17 protein-coding genes are annotated in these 19,974 nt (G+C 38.7%); 5 read left to right on the forward strand and 12 right to left on the reverse strand.

All coding sequences use genetic code 11. The features are described from left to right. Window positions 1-19: 19 nt before the first annotated feature. The 8 genes from bsdcttw_RS17520 to bsdcttw_RS17555 all read right to left on the reverse strand — a co-directional run bounded on the left by bsdcttw_RS17520 (window position 20) and on the right by bsdcttw_RS17555 (window position 7,653). The gene (locus bsdcttw_RS17520; protein WP_185256118.1) at window positions 20-1,480 is read right to left on the reverse strand and encodes a HAMP domain-containing sensor histidine kinase; all 1,461 of its coding nucleotides are present in this window, start codon (window positions 1,478-1,480) and stop codon (window positions 20-22) included. Then, window positions 1,437-2,123, reverse strand: coding sequence for a response regulator transcription factor (locus bsdcttw_RS17525; RefSeq protein ID WP_185256119.1), 687 nt, complete (start codon window positions 2,121-2,123; stop codon window positions 1,437-1,439). The genes bsdcttw_RS17520 and bsdcttw_RS17525 overlap by 44 nt, the downstream gene beginning before the upstream one ends. A 50-nt stretch (window positions 2,124-2,173) precedes the next feature. Beyond that, the gene (locus bsdcttw_RS17530) at window positions 2,174-2,845 is read right to left on the reverse strand and encodes a helix-hairpin-helix domain-containing protein (protein WP_185256120.1); all 672 of its coding nucleotides are present in this window, start codon (window positions 2,843-2,845) and stop codon (window positions 2,174-2,176) included. Between the two features lie 137 nt (window positions 2,846-2,982). Further along, the gene (locus bsdcttw_RS17535) at window positions 2,983-3,423 is read right to left on the reverse strand and encodes a DMT family transporter (RefSeq protein ID WP_225903695.1); all 441 of its coding nucleotides are present in this window, start codon (window positions 3,421-3,423) and stop codon (window positions 2,983-2,985) included. 86 nt (window positions 3,424-3,509) lie between these two features. After that, window positions 3,510-4,688, reverse strand: a complete 1,179-nt coding sequence (locus bsdcttw_RS17540; RefSeq protein ID WP_185256121.1) for an aspartate aminotransferase family protein — start codon at window positions 4,686-4,688, stop codon at window positions 3,510-3,512. A gap of 72 nt (window positions 4,689-4,760) precedes the next feature. Beyond that, the gene (gene argB, locus bsdcttw_RS17545; protein WP_185259861.1) at window positions 4,761-5,663 is read right to left on the reverse strand and encodes an acetylglutamate kinase; all 903 of its coding nucleotides are present in this window, start codon (window positions 5,661-5,663) and stop codon (window positions 4,761-4,763) included. A gap of 64 nt (window positions 5,664-5,727) precedes the next feature. Beyond that, the gene (argJ, locus tag bsdcttw_RS17550; protein ID WP_185259862.1) at window positions 5,728-6,948 is read right to left on the reverse strand and encodes a bifunctional glutamate N-acetyltransferase/amino-acid acetyltransferase ArgJ; all 1,221 of its coding nucleotides are present in this window, start codon (window positions 6,946-6,948) and stop codon (window positions 5,728-5,730) included. A 114-nt stretch (window positions 6,949-7,062) separates the two neighbouring features. Continuing rightward, window positions 7,063-7,653 carry a Maf family protein gene (locus bsdcttw_RS17555; RefSeq protein ID WP_185256122.1) on the reverse strand — a complete coding sequence of 197 codons (591 nt, stop codon included), beginning with the start codon at window positions 7,651-7,653 and terminating at the stop codon, window positions 7,063-7,065. A gap of 249 nt (window positions 7,654-7,902) precedes the next feature. Here bsdcttw_RS17555 and bsdcttw_RS17560 point away from each other — a divergent pair, with 249 nt between their 5' ends. From bsdcttw_RS17560 to bsdcttw_RS17575, 4 genes are all read left to right on the forward strand, one after another. After that, window positions 7,903-9,105 carry an argininosuccinate synthase gene (locus bsdcttw_RS17560; RefSeq protein ID WP_185256123.1) on the forward strand — a complete coding sequence of 401 codons (1,203 nt, stop codon included), beginning with the start codon at window positions 7,903-7,905 and terminating at the stop codon, window positions 9,103-9,105. Between the two features lie 247 nt (window positions 9,106-9,352). Beyond that, on the forward strand, window positions 9,353-9,673 hold the full coding sequence (locus bsdcttw_RS17565) for a putative heavy metal-binding protein (protein WP_185256124.1): 321 nt from the start codon (window positions 9,353-9,355) through the stop codon (window positions 9,671-9,673). A gap of 210 nt (window positions 9,674-9,883) precedes the next feature. Next, on the forward strand, window positions 9,884-10,789 hold the full coding sequence (locus bsdcttw_RS17570; RefSeq protein WP_185256125.1) for a GGDEF domain-containing response regulator: 906 nt from the start codon (window positions 9,884-9,886) through the stop codon (window positions 10,787-10,789). Between the two features lie 65 nt (window positions 10,790-10,854). Beyond that, window positions 10,855-11,661: a Cof-type HAD-IIB family hydrolase gene (locus bsdcttw_RS17575; RefSeq protein ID WP_185256126.1), complete on the forward strand. Its 807-nt coding sequence runs from the start codon at window positions 10,855-10,857 to the stop codon at window positions 11,659-11,661. Between the two features lie 102 nt (window positions 11,662-11,763). Here bsdcttw_RS17575 and bsdcttw_RS17580 read toward each other — a convergent pair whose 3' ends face one another. The 4 genes from bsdcttw_RS17580 to bsdcttw_RS17595 form a co-directional block, all read right to left on the reverse strand. Then, the gene (locus bsdcttw_RS17580) at window positions 11,764-12,621 is read right to left on the reverse strand and encodes a carbohydrate ABC transporter permease (protein WP_185256127.1); all 858 of its coding nucleotides are present in this window, start codon (window positions 12,619-12,621) and stop codon (window positions 11,764-11,766) included. After that, complete coding sequence (locus bsdcttw_RS17585; RefSeq protein ID WP_225903697.1) at window positions 12,621-13,661, reverse strand: carbohydrate ABC transporter permease; 1,041 nt, start codon at window positions 13,659-13,661, stop codon at window positions 12,621-12,623. The genes bsdcttw_RS17580 and bsdcttw_RS17585 overlap by 1 nt, the downstream gene beginning before the upstream one ends. Before the next feature lie 132 nt (window positions 13,662-13,793). Further along, entirely contained in the window at window positions 13,794-15,131 is a 1,338-nt protein-coding gene (locus bsdcttw_RS17590; RefSeq protein ID WP_185256128.1) for an ABC transporter substrate-binding protein, read from the reverse strand. A 229-nt stretch (window positions 15,132-15,360) separates the two neighbouring features. Beyond that, entirely contained in the window at window positions 15,361-16,368 is a 1,008-nt protein-coding gene (locus tag bsdcttw_RS17595) for an ArsR/SmtB family transcription factor (protein WP_185256129.1), read from the reverse strand. Window positions 16,369-16,818: 450 nt separating this feature from the next. On the opposite strand from bsdcttw_RS17595, the gene bsdcttw_RS17600 reads away from it, so the two are divergent. Next, a complete protein-coding gene (locus bsdcttw_RS17600; protein WP_185256130.1) occupies window positions 16,819-19,863 on the forward strand; it encodes a CBM35 domain-containing protein in 3,045 nt (1,014 codons plus the stop codon). The last annotated feature ends 111 nt before the right edge of the window (window positions 19,864-19,974 follow it).

The raw sequence follows: 19,974 nt of genomic DNA on the forward strand, positions 1-19,974 counted from the left end.
TAAAAATGTGCGAATATTACTATGCAATATAGTTAATAGGTATACGAACTGTAAAAGTGGTTCCTTCGTTCTCTTTGCTGTATACTTTGATAGCTCCTTTATGCATATGAACAGCATTCTTCGTAATAGCAAGTCCAAGTCCGGTTCCTCCGGTTCCTCTGGAACGTGCCTTATCTACCCTGTAGAATCGATCAAAAATGGAATCCTGAGCTTCCTCCGGAATACCGATTCCGGAATCGGATACCTTAACATAAAAATACTTGTGGTCCGCATTTAAGGATACTCTAACCCACCCGTCCTCTACATTGTACTTGATCGCATTTTCAATGAGATTGGAAAATGCAAGAGAAAGTTTTACCTCATCAATCTCCGCTATAACCGGTCTGTAGCTTTCATATATCAATTCAATATTATTTTTTTTGGCTATGGGCCGCAGCCGCTTTAATACCAGCTCAAGTAAATCATTTATCTTAATAGAAGTAATATTCATATCGCTGGCTGCTTTATCAAGCTTCACCAAGGACAGCAAATCGTTAATAATTTTATTCTCTCTTTCAATCTCATCTGCAATGTCAACCAGGAATTCTTTATATAATTCGGAAGGAGCATTCTCCTGCATTAGAAGAGAATCGGCCAGTACTTTGACGGAAGTCAGAGGTGTCTTAAGCTCATGAGATACATTGGAGACGAATTCCTGCCTGGAATTCTCAAGATTCTTAATTCTGGTAAGCATCTGATTGAGTGAAACAGAAATTTGCTGTACTTCGTAAAAACCATCCACCTTAACTTCATCATCCATATAACCTTCTGTAAGATGCCCGATTGCTTTTTTCAAGTTAAGGAAAGGCTTGGTGAATACTCCGGAATAGAAAAAGGCATAAATAAATATCAATATAATGGTTGTAACAAATAAAACCGTTGTTTTTCTATAAAGTATCGTATAAGTGGTCTGAATGTTCTTCGTAGAAAAGTTCATAAGAATAACACCCACCGTATCTTTGGAAGAGGTATGGGTGATTGGAACAGTCATCTCAATATAGTTTGCATGATTTCCCTGGTATACATTATCGCCGCTTTTCAGGCATTTGATAACATCTTCGGATATTATGATATTTCCATCCTCAATTCCATAGGTATCCTTAAGGATATCAAGCCTGCTGTCAATCACAAGAACTCTGCCCTCATACATGTTGGCAATCCTTGTAATCTCAGTATTGACCTCCTCCAAGGTAGGATCAGAGAGATATCCGGAAGAAACCAGCAGATTGGCTAGTGAATTCCCCTGACTCTGCATCTCTGCTTTCTTCTGACTAATAGCAGTACTTTCATAGGTATTTAAGATCTCCCAGGAAAAGAATAGCAGCGGTATAATGCCAATAATAAACAAAGCAAGGAGAGAATGTACTCTCATGCTTTTTAAAAACCATAATTTTTCTCTAATTTTGGAAAAAATAGCCAACACCCCATTTTGTATGTACATATTTAGGCTCACTGGGATTATCTTCAATCTTTTCACGAAGTCTTCTTATATGCACATCCACTGTTCTAACATCTCCGGGATAATCATATCCCCAAACTGTATTTAGTAAGTTTTCCCTGCTGTAGACTTTATTGGGATTGAATATTAATAATTCCAGCAAATCAAACTCTTTTGCAGTTAAATTCACTTCTTTGCTGCCAACATATACTCTCCTGCTTTCACAGTCGATTTTTAGATCTCCAAATACGACTACCTTAGCCTGAACCTCTGCATTCTGCTTCGTACTTCGGCGCATGATAGCCTTAATTCTGGCCTTAACCTCCAAAATATTAAAGGGTTTTGTAATATAATCATCTGCTCCGTATTCCAGACCAAGGATCTTATCCATATCATCCCCTTTGGCTGTAAGCATAATAATCGGCATATTCGAAAATTCTCTGATCTGCTGACATACTTCGAAGCCAGTCATCTTCGGAAGCATGACATCCAGCAATACCACATCATACTCTTTTTTCCTTGCGGCTTCCAGAGCTTCCTCACCGTCATAAGCACAATCCACTTCCATGCCATCCTGCTCCAGACTAAAACGGATTCCTTTTACAATTAACTTTTCATCATCTACAACAAGAACTTTCTTTCCCACTATAATCACCTATTCCAATTCACAATTCATATTTATAATTGTTAAAAATCTTATTTAATTACTATCTTGTCTTTTATTTTATTATAAACAGCATCCTTAATTCCATTGATTTCTTTTAATTCCTCAATACTCTGGAAATTACCATGATCTGTCCGATAGTTTATAATACTGTCTGCTTTTGCATCACCAATACCTGGCAAGGTACACAATTCATCTTTGGTAGCAGTATTGATATTGATTTTACCGCTGTTCTCCGCAGTTGTTTGTCCAGTTCCAGCCACGTTTTCCTTATCTTCAAACTCTCCGTTTAGAACTTCATCCTTCGTAGGAATATATATCTGCTGACCATCTTCTATAGAAGCTGCCTGATTGACATATTCTTCATCTGCATCTTTGGTAAAACCGTCAGCCATCTCTACTATTTCAAAAATTCTGGCACCGGATGAAACCTCATAAACTCCAGGCTTCTTTACAGCCCCGCAGATATGGACGTAATAAGCTTCCGTTGTCGGCGTAACAGTAATATCTTCATTCTTATTATCGGAGTCTTTGGGTAAATCAATAAGAGCATCCGCCTGCATTGTTTCCTCCGCAGCAAGGGGTGTGCCTAAAGTGCTGTCTGCCTGTTCTTTCCCAATCCGCTGACAGCTATAGATGATTCCTGTCAGAACAAGAAAGACAGCTATAAGACCTGCTTTTAAATATTTATACTTTTTCTTCATAATAACACCTTTCCAGTTTCAGAAAGGGCTGGCAAATTGTATCCTCAATACACCTGCATGTTATCATTCTACCTAATAAATTGTGGGATTACAATAGATATTTTGAAAAGTTTACAACCTTAAGAAAAACGTAAAATTTACTCCCATTTAAAGGTCAGAATACCTCCTATTACCAACACTACTCCAATTAACCTGTGCCACTCAAAGTCTGCCTTTTCGGCACCGAATATTCCCAGAAGTTCAATAAGATAGGCTACTATGAGCTGAGAAGTAACGATTAACATGATGGCTTTGGCAGGCCCTAAGGCATCCACGCTCTTCACAACCGTAATCGTAATAAAGGCACCAATTGCTCCACCTAAAAGCATATACTTGCTATCAATTTTAAAAAGTCCTCCGAAATTGCCTTCTCTTCCTGTAATAAACCAAGCTACTATGCATACAATTAGCGCCGTAAGCTGAACAAAGGCTGCGGATACCCATATACTGGTCTGTTTTGTGACACCTGTATTAAAAACTCCCTGAATACTCATGAGTGCTCCTGAAATAATTGCCATTAAAAAACCCATAAATCCCATAACTGTACATCCTTTCCTCTTCTACTGAAAAACCGCAGTAAAATTCTTCTTTCCATAGTTTGTACAATTATGGGATTATTTACTCTTTATTCTATTACTTTTTTTAGTATTTCCAACATTTCATCCACATGTTCTTTTGTTATCACAAGAGGCGGTATAAACCTGAGAACATTACTTCCGGCTGAAAACAGTATCAGGTTGTTGTCCATTGCTTTTTGAATGATTTCCTTTACAGGATATTCAAATTCTAACCCCTGAAGTAACCCCTTCCCTCTTCTTTCCTTTATTCCGCTATGGCTCTTAGCAAACTCCTCCAAGGAAAGCTCCAGATAAGATGATACCTCTTTTACATGTTCAATAAGGTTTAGTTTTTCATACTGGTCAAAAACAGCATTGACTGCTGCCGCTGTGAAGGGATTGCCACCGTAAGTAGTTCCGTGATCTCCCGGTTCAAAAGCCTGACAGACCTTTTCTACCGCTGCAAAGGCTCCCACGGGAACACCACAGCCCAGGGCCTTGGCAGCCGTTAAGATATCCGGCTTAACACCGTATTCCTGCCAGGCAAACATACTGCCGGTTCTTCCCATACCGCACTGGATTTCATCAAATATCAAAAGAATGTCTTGTTCATCACATATTTTTCTTACTTCTTTTAAATATTCACCCTCTGCCGGATAGATGCCGCCCTCTGCCTGAACGGGTTCAAGGATAATAGCACAGGTCTTCTCATTAATTTTGGCTCTTATATCCTCAACAGAATTAAAATCAGCAAATACAACTCCTCCGATTAAGGGTTCAAAAGCCACTCTGTATGAGGGTTGGCCGGTCACAGATAGCGCTCCCATACTTCTTCCGTGAAAGGACTTATTCATTGCAATAATCTGGCTGTCCCCCGTATGATGTTTCTTATAATAATATTTTCTGGCAAGCTTTATAGCTCCCTCGATAGCTTCTGTTCCGCTGTTAGTGAAAAACACTCGGTCCATCCCTGAGGCTGCCGCCAGCTTAGAGGCTGCCTTTATAGAAGGGACATTGTAAAAATAATTAGACGTATGCAGCAGTTTATCAATCTGCGCTTTCAATGCAGCATTATATTCTGTATTACCATATCCTAAAGCAAACACTGCAATACCTGCTCCAAAATCAAGATATTTTTTCCCTTCAATATCATAGAGATAAACGCCATCCCCTTTATCTAAGATAATCTTATATCTGGAATAGGTATGCATAAGTAGATGTTCCGCTTCGTTTATATATTCCTCCATATTGGCTCCCATCTGCGTGCTTTCGCACACTTTTATTATCAGAGCGGCTAAAAATCAAACCCTTCTCACCGCTTAACTTTCTGCCTGTGTTTTCTCATTCTCAAAAAGAATACTTTCATTATTAATAATTGCGGTTCCAATACCTCTGTTCGTAAAGAATTCCAGTAACAGACAATGTTCCATTCTGCCATCCAGGATATGCACTCTGGAAACACCTCCTTTTACCGCATCAATGCAATTCTTTAATTTGGGGAGCATACCGCCTCCAATAAATCCGTTTTGCATCAGTTCATCTGCTTTTTCAAGAGTAAGTACAGAGATCAATGTTTCTTTATCAGAAGGATTCGTATAAACTCCTTCAATATCTGTAAGAAAAGCCAATTTCTCTGCACCTATTGCTGTTGCCACCGCACAAGCAGCATCATCTGCATTGATGTTATATGCATGGTAATCCTCATCTAAACCGATAGGTGAAATAACCGGTATAAAGTTATTATCAATCAGAGTATTAATTAAATCCGCCTTTACGTCTGTAATATTACCCACATATCCGATATCCTGGCCATTGACGAACTTTTTCTCTACCTTGATCGTAGAACCATCCTTGCCGTTGATACCAACTGCTTTTACTCCAAGCTTTTCAAGCATCTGCACAAGATTCTTATTTACCTTGCCCAGGACCATCTCCGCCACTTCCATGGTAGTTTCATCGGTTACTCTTAATCCTTCGACGAAAGTCGATTCATGCCCTAACAAACTTACCCATTTGGAAATTTCTTTGCCTCCTCCGTGTACAATAATAGGCTGCATACCTACTAACTTAAGAAGTGCTACATCTTTTATTACATTCAGCTGGAGATTCTCATCTAACATCGCGCTCCCGCCATATTTTACAACTACCTTTTTATTATTGAATTTCTGTATATAAGGAAGCGCCTCAATCAGAGTCTGCGCTTTCATAAGTATCTTATCCATGGGTTCCATACCAATCCTCCTGCAAATTGTGATATTGAATGCTACCTGTTATCCGGCTAGGTTACTAAGAACGGTAATCTGCATTAATATACACATATTTGTCCGTTAAATCGCAGCCCCATGCAGTCGCTATGCAATCCCCATTTTTTATATCAGCGATTGCTTTCACTTCCTTTTGCTTTAGTATTTCTGTTGCCTTTTCTTCGCTGTAATCTGTTGCCATACCATTTTCTACAAGTTTCAGGGAACCTATGGCGCTTTCAATATATAAATCCACCTTATCCGGGTTAAAAGGAACTCCTGCATAACCCATAGCGCACAGTATTCTTCCCCAGTTGGCATCATTGCCAAATACTGCTGTCTTTACCAGGTTGGAAGTAATGATGGATTTACTTAAAATTACTGCCTGTTCCTTCGTAGCAGCACCTTTTACACTGCATTCAAAAAGCTTTGTAGCTCCTTCCCCGTCGGAAGCCATCATCTTGGCAAGCTCTGTAGTTACCTGATTTAGAGCCTTTTTAAATACTGCATACGCCTCATTTTTCTGCGTAATTTCCTTATTTCCGGCCATTCCATTTGCCAATAGGAAGAGAGAGTCATTGGTGGAGGTATCCCTGTCAACAGATATCATATTAAAGCTATCCTTAACATCTTCTCTGATAGCTTCAAGAAGCAGCTCTTTACTGATTGCAAGGTCTGTTGTAATAACCCCTATCATGGTAGCCATGTTAGGATGTATCATACCGGACCCCTTCGACATTCCGCCTATTGTAATTTGCTTATCATCTAATTCAAAGGTAAGAGCATATTGTTTGGCAAAGGTATCAGTAGTCATAATTGCTTCCGCTGCCAGTCCTGCACTCTCTGCACTCTCACCCAATCCTTCTTTCAAAAGTTTACAGCCCTCTTTTATTGCCTCAATAGGAAGCTGAGCACCAATAACACCAGTGGATGCAGTCAGCACTTCTTCTGCCTTAAGTCCTAATTGTTCAGCCATAGCGGCTGCCATCTTTTGATTATTTTCTACGCCTAATGCACCTGTACAGGCATTGGCAACACCACTGTTTATTACGATTGCCTGAGCTGCGCCGTATTCCTCAACTATCTTCTTATCCCATAAAACAGGTGCAGCCTTAACCAGATTGGTAGTAAAAGTTCCTGCTGCCTTTGCCGGAACTACACTGTATACCAGTGCCATATCCTTTTTCTTTTTCTTAATTCCTGCATATATACCAGTTGCCTTATATCCTTTTGGAGCTGTAACTCCACCGCTAATAATCTCCATGTGTATACCTCCCATTGCTAAATCTGCTTCTATTTGTGCCAATACCTGGCAGCCTGATTTCTTTAACTGATTTATAATTATACACATAAATAAATTATTATGCAATACTTCTTTTTAATTTTTTAGGATATCAATACCTTCTTTTAGAAGTTCTCTGTATATTTTTGCGATGGGGAGACCCACAATATTGTTGTACTCTCCTTCGATTCCCTTGATATGCACTGCAAACTTTCCTTGGATTGCATAAGCACCGGCTTTATCAAAAGGCTCACCGGTGGCAATATAATCGTTAATCTGTGCTTCTGTTAAACTGTCTACTTCAACAACGCTTTTCTGATGAAACACAAGCTGCTTGTCCCCTTTTCCCCTTTCGCGTATACTAACAGTAACTCCGGTATATACCTCATGCTTTTTCCCCGAGAGTTTTAAGAGCATGTCAAATGCATCTTCTTTATTCTTTGGCTTTCCAAGAGGCTTTCCGTCAAGAAACACCAGCGTATCCGCACTAATAATAAGGAATTCGCCACTCTGTTTATCTTTTATGGCTTCTGCTTTTAATAACGCCAATTCTTCAACCATATCAGCAGGTTCTTGCTTTTCTGTTATTTCTTCTGTATTACTCACCTGTATCTCAAATTTCACCCCTGCCTGTTCCAATATTTCTTTTCTTCTCGGTGAACCTGATGCTAAAATAATTTTATACATAATTACCTCTTTTCTGAATATTCATTCTTTTATTTTTTCTTGCCTTTGATTTTCCAGCATTTTTCCAGCACTTTTTCTTTGCCTGGAAACTGTTTCTTTCCAGATTATAGCATTGGGAAACAACCTTGTCCACAGGGGGTGATATCACATTCTTACTAAATATTTCATTTAATAAAAATTAGTATTGCATAATATATCATTTTGATGTATATTTATAATAATTTAAAACGAATACAAGGAGGATTTAATATGAAAGAGAAAGTAATACTTGCTTATTCCGGAGGTCTTGATACCACTGTCATTATCCCCTGGCTAAAAGAAAACTATGATTATGATGTTGTCTGTGTGTGTATAGATGTAGGACAGGGTAACGAACTGGATGGTTTGGAAGAAAGGGCTAAGGCTTCCGGAGCTGTAAAGCTCTATATTGAAAATGTGGTTGAAGAGTTTGTAGACGATTTTGTAATACCCTGTGTTAAGGCCGGCGCTGTTTACGAGAATAAATATTTACTTGGAACCTCTATGGCAAGACCGGTTATTGCAAAACGTCTGGTGGAAATAGCAAGACTTGAAAATGCCACCGCCATTTGTCATGGAGCAACCGGAAAAGGAAATGACCAGGTACGTTTTGAACTTGGTATCAAAGCTCTGGCTCCTGATCTGAAGATTATCGCTCCCTGGAGAATCTGGGATATCTCCTCCCGGGAAGAAGAAATTGAATACTGCAAGGAGCACGGTATTCATCTTCCTTTCTCTGCTGATAACAGCTACAGCCGTGACAGAAATCTCTGGCACATCAGTCATGAAGGTCTGGAACTTGAAGATCCGGCAAACGCTCCGAACTATGACCACCTCTTGGTACTCGGTGTATCACCGGAGAAGGCTCCTGAGGATGGTGAATATATTACTCTTTCCTTTGAAAAAGGTATTCCTACTGCTTTAAACGGTGAAGCTATGTCAGCCTCTAACATTATCGGGCAGTTAAATACTTTAGGCGGCAAGCATGGCGTGGGAATTGTAGACATTGTTGAGAACCGTGTTGTAGGTATGAAATCCCGCGGTGTGTATGAAACTCCCGGCGGAACAATACTTATGGAAGCACATACTGCTCTGGAAGAATTGATTTTAGACCGTGATACCTTGGCATATAAAAAAGGGATTGGTGATAAATTTGCAGATGTTGTTTATGAAGGCAAATGGTTTACTCCTTTAAGAGAGGCTCTTCAAGCTTTTGTTGATTCCACTCAGGAGTTTGTTACCGGTGAGGTTAAACTCAAGCTATATAAAGGAAATATAATTAAACAGGGTACAACTTCTCCATATTCTTTATATAATGAAAGCATTGCCTCCTTTACAACAGGTGAATTGTATAATCATAAAGATGCAGAAGGTTTTATCAATCTCTTTGGTCTGTCCTTAAAAGTTCGTGCCATGAAACAAGGTACGAAATAGTAAAATGTTATTTCAGAATTAATTTTTAATAAAAGGTTAATACTCCTCTCACAGAAGCTTAAGCTTTATACTATATTATCATAGGTATAAAGCTTAAGCTCTTGTTTTGGCAGCATAACATAACACAGGATAAGAGTATCAAATAATAAATAATATGGAGAAATAGAATGAAGAACCAAAGCCTGTTCTTCATCTATAAGCTCAGGAATATCATTTCTAAGAATTGATATTCGCGAAAGGAGATAATATGATTATAACAACAACCAATACTATTGAAGGAAGAACTATTACAGAATACAAAGGTATCGTTTTCGGAGAAGTAATATCCGGTGTCAACTTTATTAAAGATTTTGCGGCAGGATTATCTAACTTCTTCGGCGGCCGCTCCGGCACATATGAAGAAGAACTAATTCAGGCAAGGCAAAATGCAGTCAGGGAAATGGAAGAACGTGCCAGAAATATGGGTGCCGATGCCGTTGTGGCTGTAGATGTAGATTATGAAGTATTAGGAGCCGACAATGGTATGCTTATGGTTACTGTTTCCGGAACCGCTGTAACTTTACGTTAATATTAAAACGGCTAAATATTTCCATGTTTAGCCGTTTTTAATGCTGCATAAATCTTTATTTTATGCTATAATCCCCTAAAACCTTATTCACATCAACATTTTTCTTATTTTCTTTTGGATTAAGTTGAAATTTTCTCCAAAATGCTATAATATAAAATAAGTTAGTTATAATGTTAGTATTGCAATTTTAATTATGCAAGGAGATTTGTTATGGAGAAGGATACCGTCTTGGTAGTTGATGACAGTGAGATTATATGTACCATCATTAAGGATATATTAGAATCCTCATCATTGCACATAGCTATTGCCCATTCAGGTGAGGAAAGTATTCCTATAGCCAAGACCATTCGTCCTACCCTGATTTTACTTGATATCATGATGACTGGAATAGATGGATACGAAACCTGTAAGATTTTAAAGGAATTTCCTGAGACAAAGGATATTCCGATTATTTTTATTACCGGTAATAATGATTCTGAATCCGTTCTGCGCGGATTTGAGGTAGGTGCAGCAGATTATGTTTCAAAACCTTTTATTCCCGAAGAGTTAAAGGCCCGTGTCAAAGTTCATATGCAGAATGTCAGAAGCCAACGAGAACTTCAGGTTCTAATGAAGGAATTAAAGGAAATGGCCATTACTGATTATCTGACAAAATTATATAACCGTCGCTATTTTATGGAAAAGCTTCATGAATATGTAGAATCCGATTACACGGAATTTGCTCTGATACTGTTTGATGTTGATAATTTCAAATATATTAATGACACCTATGGTCATAATGCCGGAGATATTACCCTTGTCAGTATGTCCAATATCTTCAGGCTTATGTTAAGCGAAGAGAATACTGTAAGCCGCTGGGGCGGAGAAGAATTCCTGGTATTCCTGCCAAATTCCGATCTGGAACATGCGTTAAAAATAGGCAACAAATTACGCAGAGAAGTTGAGAAGTACACTTTTATCTGTGAGAATATAGAATTCCATTGTACGATAACCGGCGGTATCGTTAAATATGATCCCGAATTATCGGTAGAAAAAAATATTACCTGCGCAGATCAAGCCCTTTACCAGGGTAAATCTCTTGGAAAGAATCTGTGTATCTGTTATTCAGACAGCTGATGCTTACCTGTAGAAAGATGATTATTTCAAACTAAGGCAATACAAGGCAGAAAGAAAGGATATTCATGGCTTACGAAATACTTGTACTAGATATTGACGGAACATTGACGAATTCACAAAAAGAGATATCTCCTAAGACTTATCGTTCCATTATGGCAATTCAGGAACGCGGGCATAGTGTAGTATTGGCTTCCGGGCGCCCTACTCCTGGGATACTGCCCCTTGCAAAAAAGCTTAAACTTTCAGAATATAACGGTTACATTCTTTCCTACAATGGTGCCAAAGTTATGAACTGCAAGGATGGAGAAGTAATCTTTCAGCAAGCCCTAAACAGAGAATATCTTCCTGACCTTCACCTTGCTGCAATGAAAAATAATGTTGGAATGATATCTTATGAAGGTGATTGTGTTATCACCGATTCAAAGATTGATAAATATATGGAACTTGAGGCCAGAATAAATGGCATCCCCATTAAACAAGTACAGGATTTTATTTCTTACGTTCAGTTCGATATCAATAAATGTCTTATGACCGGAGACCCGGATGTATTAAAAGAAATGGAACCGGAGCTTAAAAACAAATTTATAGACAACTTAAGCATTTACCGCTCCGAGCCCTTCTTTCTGGAAATCATGCCGAAGAACATCGACAAAGCATATTCTCTTGGTAAACTCCTTGATTATCTCGGATTATCAAAAGAACAGATGATTAGCTGCGGTGATGGTTATAATGATATCTCAATGATAGAATATGCAGGTATGGGTGTTGCTATGGCAAATGCTCAGGATGCAGTAAAAAATAAAGCAAATTATATTACCTATTCCAATGATGAAGATGGTATTGCTCACGTAATTGAAACTTTTATGCTATAACTAAAATACATATGCGAACAAGCCCTGAAAATTAGTTACTCTTATTTTCGGGGCTTTTATAATGCTGTTTATTATTTTTTACTGTAAGATTATACGATTACGTTACTTAATAGCACCTTCAACCATTCCCTGTATAATTTGCCTCTGAGCAAAAATAAACAGAATAATAATTGGAATCATTGCTAAGAGGGCTGCTGTTAATATCAAATCCCACTGTTTTACATAAGAGCCTACGAAGCTGCTTACCGCAATAGGCAGTGTCTTAATTCTTCCGTTTAGTCCAAGCATAAGAGAAGGCAGTAAATAATCATTCCAGATCCAGATACCGTTAAGTATTAAAACTGTCATTTGCACCGGTTTAAGCAAAGGAAAGATAATTCGAAAAAAGGTTCCTTCCGGACTGCAGCCGTCAATCCAGGCCGCTTCTTCTAATTCATAGGGGATACCCTTAATAAAACCATGCAGAATAAAGATAGACATGGAGCCACCAAAACCCAAATAAGCAAATATTATTCCGGTATAGCTGTTAAGGAACTGTATTCCGGTAAAAACAGATAAATTTCTAAAGGTGGATAAAAGCGGCAGCATGACTACCTGGAAAGGAATAACCATTGCCGCTACAAAGAGCATGAATATAATATTGGACCAGGTCTTTTTATTACGTACCAAAACCCATGCTGCCATTCCGGAAAACAATGACAGTAAGGCCAAAGATACTACGGTTATAATAAATGAACTGGAGAATGATTTCCAATAGCTGAAATTCTGGTTATGTATTACGTTACTAAGATTTGTAAACAATTGTCCCATGTGTCTTGGAGGCATTATCGGACTGATTACAATATCCGCACTTTTCTTTGAGGAATTAAACAGTACTAAAACAAAAGGGAGCAGCACTACAACGGAAAGCAGAATTCCAATAAGCTCTGCAAAACGCAGATTTATCTTTTGCTTCTTCATTACAATTCAACCTCCTTCTTCTTATTTATAGAAACCTGAGTAAGTGAGACCACCGCAAGTACAATAAAAAAAACTACGGCTTTTGTCTGCCCCAAGGCATATTCATTTTTAGCAATTGCTGTTTTATAAATATTCAGTGCCATAAATTCCGTCGACAATATAGCCTTTCCTTGAAGTATCCTGCTAGGTGCACCATTGGTGATTGCAAAATTTAAGTCAAACTGTTTAAAGGAATTGACTAATGTAAGAAAAAGACATACCGTAAAAGTATTCGCAATCATTGGTATCTTTATCTTTCGCAGAGTTACCCACCAATTCGCCCCGTCTACATTTGACGCCTCCATAATATCCCTTGGCACTCCCTGAAGACCGGTTACATAAATCATCATAATATATCCGGCATATTGCCAGGTACTTACGATCAGAATAGCTAACAGAGCCAGATTAGGGTCAGTGAGCATGGACTGGCTGCCTGCTATAGCAGCAGTAAATACCTTATTAAAAATAAATTGCCAAACATATCCAAGCACAATTCCACCAATTAAGTTAGGAAGAAAAAAGGAAGCACGGTAAAAATTCTTTCCCCTTACCTTAGAGGTACAAAGAAGTGCAAGTACAAAGGCTGTTATGTTTACTGAAATCATATTTAAAATGGTAAAAAGAAAGGTAATCAGGAAGGAATATATATAATCTCCAGAACGAAACATGGTTATATAATTCTCTATACCTGTAAACTTTGTAAATTTTATACCATTCCAATCCGTCATTGAGAGGAATATACCCTGAATAAACGGATTTAAAACGGTGAAGAAAAATGTCAGCAGAACTGGGAGCAAAAACAAGATATTGACAATAGCTCGATGTTTTTTAACCGGCAGTATAAAAAGTCCCGCTACTGCCAATATAAGTCCCGCTACCAGCAATATTCCTCTGTAACTGCTTTCACTGCCTGTAAAATCCAGGTACAAAGCAAATGCCATTGCACACAAGCCTAGTATTATCTCAATCAGGGAGAAAGTTCTTTTTAGCTGTATATTCACTTTAGTCCTCCTATATCACATAGCCGCCTTGCCTGAGATTATCTTTAAAAGACTCACTGCATATTAAACAGGTTCGATTAGAAATTTCCCTTTTATCCGGTTGTTTTAATATGCAGCGGTCTTCTGTTCTATCTATTTCTTTACATAATCAGCAATTGCCTGGCCTAACATTTTAACAAATCCATCTTTGTCAATATCACCCTTTGCATATAATTCAAATACAACACCTGTTGCATTTGATGCAATACCCTCCGGCATTTTTGCCCACTGCCATGCGTAAGTATTTCCCGCATCAATATAACTCTTTAAACTTACTGCAAGAGGTGTTTCAGGAATTTCTTTACATGTTTTATAAGGTGATATCATACCGCAGTCTTTTACCAGTGCTTTCTGGCCTTCTGCCGAGGTAGCAAGGTCATTCAGGAAAGCTTTGCAGGCATCTATGTTCTTACCGTCATTATAAACAGCCCACCAGGAGGGACAATCAGCCAGTATCCCTGGCATATCTTCTTTTGTAAAAGCTAACGGGGCAATACCACAGTCAAAAGTAGCATTGTAGCTTGGAAGAGAAGGATCTATCCAATTTCCCTGGGTAATAAAGGCCGCCTTACCTTGAGCCCAAAGAGCCAACTGGTCATCATAGGTACCGGATATTAAAACATTCTGATCAGAATAGCTAAAGAGCATTTTAGTAAAGTCTGCAAACTGTCCAAGTCTTTGTTCATCTACCTTACCTTCTTTCAGCATATCAATATAGGTTTTATCATCTCTCTTTAAACCTGCTGACAGGTAATAGCCAAATATGTGATTTGCAGTAGACCAATACATTTGTCCTGCTTCTGCAGCAACGGAGCAAACGGCAGTTAAACCAAGCTCTTCCTTCATTGAATCAATCTTTTCAAAAGCTGCTTTATAAGCATCGTAGTTTATAAGGGACTTCGGATCCACCCCAGCCTTTTTTAAGATATCTGCATTGTATGTAATTCCATAACCTTCTACCGCATAAGGAAAACCTACCGTCTTACCGGCTGAATCCTTAAAACCGAAATCTGTCTGAGAAGCCCAGGCCTCACTGCTTAGATCTGCCATATAGTCCTTCCAGGTCTGATAATCCCCTTCACCGCCGAATACGAAAATATCAGGCATATTATTGGTTGCAAGATATCCTTTTAAGGTTCCGTTGATATCCGCACCGCCCCCTAAAGACTCTATAATAACCTCCTGCCCTGTTCTCTCTTTATAAGCAGCTGCAAAAGCTTTTAACTGATTGTCAATTTCAATCTTTCCGTTCACCAGACGGATAGCTTTACCCGTCCCTTTGGAATCACTACCTGTCTTATCATTTTCTGTTGTTGAAGAATTGTTACTATTGCTTCCGGCAGTACTTGGTGTACTGCTACTTGCACAACCTGTTAAAGAAACCGCTGTCAGCACAGCTGAGAGCAAAACTGCCAATAATCTCTTTTTCATATAAAACCTCCAATAATAGCATGTAATTTTATTTACCTTTTGCGCATAAGGTTTGTTACGGTTACAATACTATCATTTTATTTTTTAATTTTCAAGTACAATTTTCAACTTTTTATATTATTTTTTATGCACATTTATATTCAAATAAAAAATAAATTCATTAACAGATATGTCATTTCGCTTCCGCAGACGTTAGCATGCCTGAATACAGCTATAAGATTTTACCTTTTCAATTCTCTTCATCCTCTAAGACTTTATCTTCTATTGCATCCTCTTCTACCTCTAAATCTTCCCCACTGCCATCCATCAGAACGCTCATGACGATACCCTGGGCATAATCCCCGAACTTTTCTCCGAATAAGTTCATTCCGCCCAGATTCTTAGCATCAGGTTTTACACCGATTTTAAAGCTGATAAAATAATCCTCACAGATACCAAGGGTATCAATCGTTTCTTCAGAGGTTTTTACCAGATCTTCAAAACAACCTTGTCCATTGATGGTAACATTCTTTAATACACCGAACTGGGTCATAGTATCGCTCCACCAATCAGGATTTAGATGTCCTCTTCTGCCCCCAAAGTCCCCTTTCGAATAAACCGTCGCGATTTCCCTTCCGTTAACCCACACGGTTATATCAGAGGACCAGTCATTCTGGTAACCCGGTGCTTCCGAGCAGACTTCAAAAGAAAATGACACTTCTTTTACTTTGCTCTGTTTTAGCATATAGTTTGGAAAACGATACTCCAGATATCCTGACATAAACCAGATGAGCTGTGCTTCGTGCCGGTTCTGAGCATAAAAACCGTAAGGAGAATCTTCCACACCAAGGTAGGAGCGTTCACTGATAATACCACAATTCTCATTGACCATGCAGTTATAATAATTCCCGATACCCATGGGAAAGTGGTATACTTTCATATTATCCCTGTTCATCTTATGTCTAAAAGCATTAAAGTAAATATCTTCAAATGCAATTCCGCATACCTTCTGTGCTCCTCTTACTCCTGCCTGTTCTGTCGCGGTTATCATGCCGGCCTCTTCCAGTACCTTAACATGCAATGCAGCAGATGAAAAAGGAATCTGAAAGGTACTTGCAATCTCACTGATATTTGCTGACTTGTCTATTAAGAATTTTAAGATATCAAGTCTTACCTCAGAAGAAAGAGCCTTTCCCACCTGTACAATTTTTTCTTTGTTATTAAAATCAAGAGCAATCCTTTTCTTCTTGATTTTCAAACAAACACCTCCTTATTTGATTGTTACATTATTCATGTAGTTTTTTATCTCTCACTTTTCTTAATATAACACTACTAGGACATATTAGCAATTATTTATTACAATTTTTATGTTTTATTTTTTTGTTTTATTTGTTCCAAAAACCTTATGCTAATTATTTTTTTTGTATTTATTGATACATAAAGGTAATATTGCACAAATATATAGTTGTATTTTTAGATGTTTTTTGTATAGTAATATGCTTGATTTTATTGTAGCTTTATATTTAACAAGTTGCAATTGAATCTCCCTTTTCGTATCTCACAACTTTTTATGCTGTGAAATATACCCTTTTTCCAATCTAATCCTACATTTTTTTTGTAGTTATTATAAACAAATACATCCTTTATAAATCCATGCCTCTGTAATAATTGCAAAGGCATAGAAATAAATAATTATAAGGAGTTTACTATGAGGAAAAAGAGCTATTTGATTGTACCACTGGCAATAATTCTCTCATTATTGCTAACAGGCATTACATATGCCGATGTAACATCCAATTATCAAAACCCGCTTATGCGTGGCGCTGATCCAACTATTGCAAGAGCTGCCGATGGTTTTTATTATTCCTGCTTTTCAGTTGGAGACGGAATTCACCTGCAAAAACATGAAACCATTCTTGGGGTAACTACTGCCAAAAGCAAACTAGTTTGGCCTCAGCCGGCTTCCTATGGTTACGTATGGGGACCCTATATTTATCGGCTGGACGGAAAGTGGTATATCTATTTCACTTCTGCAAGTGCTGATAGTTATGGTTATGGACACCCCAATTCTTATGTCCTGGAAAACTCCTCACCTGATCCTTTTGAGGGAACATGGATTGAAAAAGGAAAGCTAAATACACAGAGCAATGGTCTGGCATGTGGTGTTGTAACACTAAATGGTACACGTTATTTTAGTTATACAAAATATTTCTACAGCGGAGATACTTTCGATGAATGTCCTACTCTGGTAGCTATGAGTAATCCGTGGACATTAACAGGTACTGAAGGTACCGTAGCTTATCCGGTTAATACCTGGGAAAAGAATGGAGGCAGCATAGATGAGGGATGTGCTGTCGTTGAGAGAAATGGTAAGATATACTTTGGATACTCTGCCAGCAGCTTTATGAATGATAATTACTGTGTCGGAATTTCATCCGCGCTTTCAAACAGTAATTTGTTAGATAGTAATTCCTGGATAAAAAATCCTCAGCCGGCAATGGTAAAATCACCAGAAAACAGTGCTTTTGGACCTGGTTCACCTTTGTTTGTTAAGTCAGAGGACGGAACAGAGGATTGGCTTATCTACCATGCCGGACCGGTAGGTGGACAAACCGGCTCAAACAGGTGGGTAAGAGCCCAGCGGATTACCTGGAACGACGATGATTCCATAAATCTTGGAATCCCTTCAAATCCCGGAACTGTACTAAGCAGACCCTCCGGTGAAGAAAAAAGTGAAGTATACGAAGCAGAATATGCAACCCTGTCAGGAGCCTCAAAGGTAATCTTAACCGACAGCCCGAACTGTTCAGGCAGCGGATATACCCAATATAATAACAGCAGCAATGACTATGTGGAATTTACCGTAAATACGGAATCTGCCGGCAGTTATTCACTGTATTTCAGATATAACAACAATACCGCCGGGGCTATACCGATGAAATTAGATGTTAATCAAATAAGCCGTGATATTTCCTTCCCCTCTAATGCAGGAACTACCTCCAATTACGATCTGGCAGGAGTAAGCAATATTCAACTTAATGCCGGTAATAATAAGATTCGTCTTAGTGTAAACGGAAAGAGCGGGTTATCTTTAGATGCTCTGATAATAAAAAGAAGTATAATGTATGAGGCCGAAAATGCAGTATTAACCGGTGGTGCTGCTGTGGCTGCTGACCATACAGGCTATAGCGGTACCGGATTCGTAGCCGGTCTGCAAAATATAGGGGCATCCGCACAATTTACAGTGAATGTTCCATATGCAGGTAACTACTCTATGGGCTTACGTTATTGCAATGGAAACGATACCGATAAGACATTAAGCGTCTATGTTAACGGCTCAAAGGTTAAGCAAATACAACTGCTGAATTACAAGAACTGGGATAAGTGGGCAGAACGTTATGACAATATAACCCTGAAAGCCGGTAACAATACCATAACCTACAAATACGATAATGAAGACAGCGGTAACGTAAATCTTGACTCCATAACCGTAACCGAAGCGGCCACCTGGCATTATGAAGCTGAAAATGCAGGCCTTTCGGGGAATGCCAAGCTGGCAACCAATCATATCGGCTATACTGGAACCGGCTTTATTGATGGTCTTTGGGTTTCCGGTTCCACAGTGGACTTCTCTGTACATGTGGAAACCGCCGCCTCTTATGATGTAAAGTTACGCTACGCAAATGGTAATTCTGATAGTAAGACCTTAAGTCTCTATCTAAACGGCTCCAAACTAAAACAGATATCTTTGCCGCCTACCGGTAATTGGGATACCTGGAGTGAAAAATTAGAGACTATAAACTTAAACAAAGGAACTAATATTATTACTTATAAATACGATACGGGAGATACCGCTAATATAAATATTGACAGTATTCATCTTAACAAACGTACCCCCTGGAAATACCAGGCTGAGAATTCAACACTGATAGGCGGTGCGCAAACCGCCACCGATCATTTATGGTATGACGGAACCGGGTTTACAGCGGGATACTGGCAGCAAGGTGCATCAACTCAATTTAATGTTACTGCACCGAACACAGCTTCTTATACTTCGACTTTAAGATATTCCGGGTATTGGCCTGCAAAAGGAAATTTAAGTATAAGTCTGTATGTTAACGGAACAAAAATAAAACAGCTAATACTGCCCCAGACAACAAGCTGGGATGCCTGGGCAGAATCCACTGAAACGATAAATCTAAAAGCCGGCAGCAATATAGTTGAATACAAATATGATGCCGGTGATACCGGTGATATGAATATTGACTGCATCACCATCGATAAATACAGCGGAGGTAATACGAGCTTATCGAATACAGAAATCGCATCAGGTAAAGTATATAAAATCACCGCCAAACACAGTGGTAAATCCTTAGACGTTTCAAATTATTCCTCTGCTGAAGGTGCCTTGGTTAATCAATGGTCTTATGTTGGGGGTAATAATCAGAAATGGGAAATAACAGATACCGGCACAGGATACTATACTATAAAATCCGCTCACAGCGGACGCGTTCTTGAAGTTGTCGGAGGCTCCGCTGCAAACGACGCCAATATCTGTCAATCGGCTTATATAACCGGCAAAACCAGTCAGCAATGGTCCTTAGAGAAAATAGGTGAATACTATAAGATTACAAACAGAAACAGCGGAAAGGTTCTGGATGTCAGCAATATTTCCACAGAAGATGGTGCAAGAATACATCAATGGGACTATGTCGGCGGAGATAACCAACTCTGGAAGATAGATATTCCCTAAGTGTACACACTCTCATTGATACCTCATAATCATACATTAACTCTTTCGTAAATATATTTTCTTACAAAACAAGTATACCCCTTTGATTAGATAATAAAAACCATCTATCAA

This window comes from Anaerocolumna chitinilytica (assembly GCF_014218355.1).
Classification (GTDB): domain Bacteria; phylum Bacillota; class Clostridia; order Lachnospirales; family Lachnospiraceae; genus Anaerocolumna; species Anaerocolumna chitinilytica.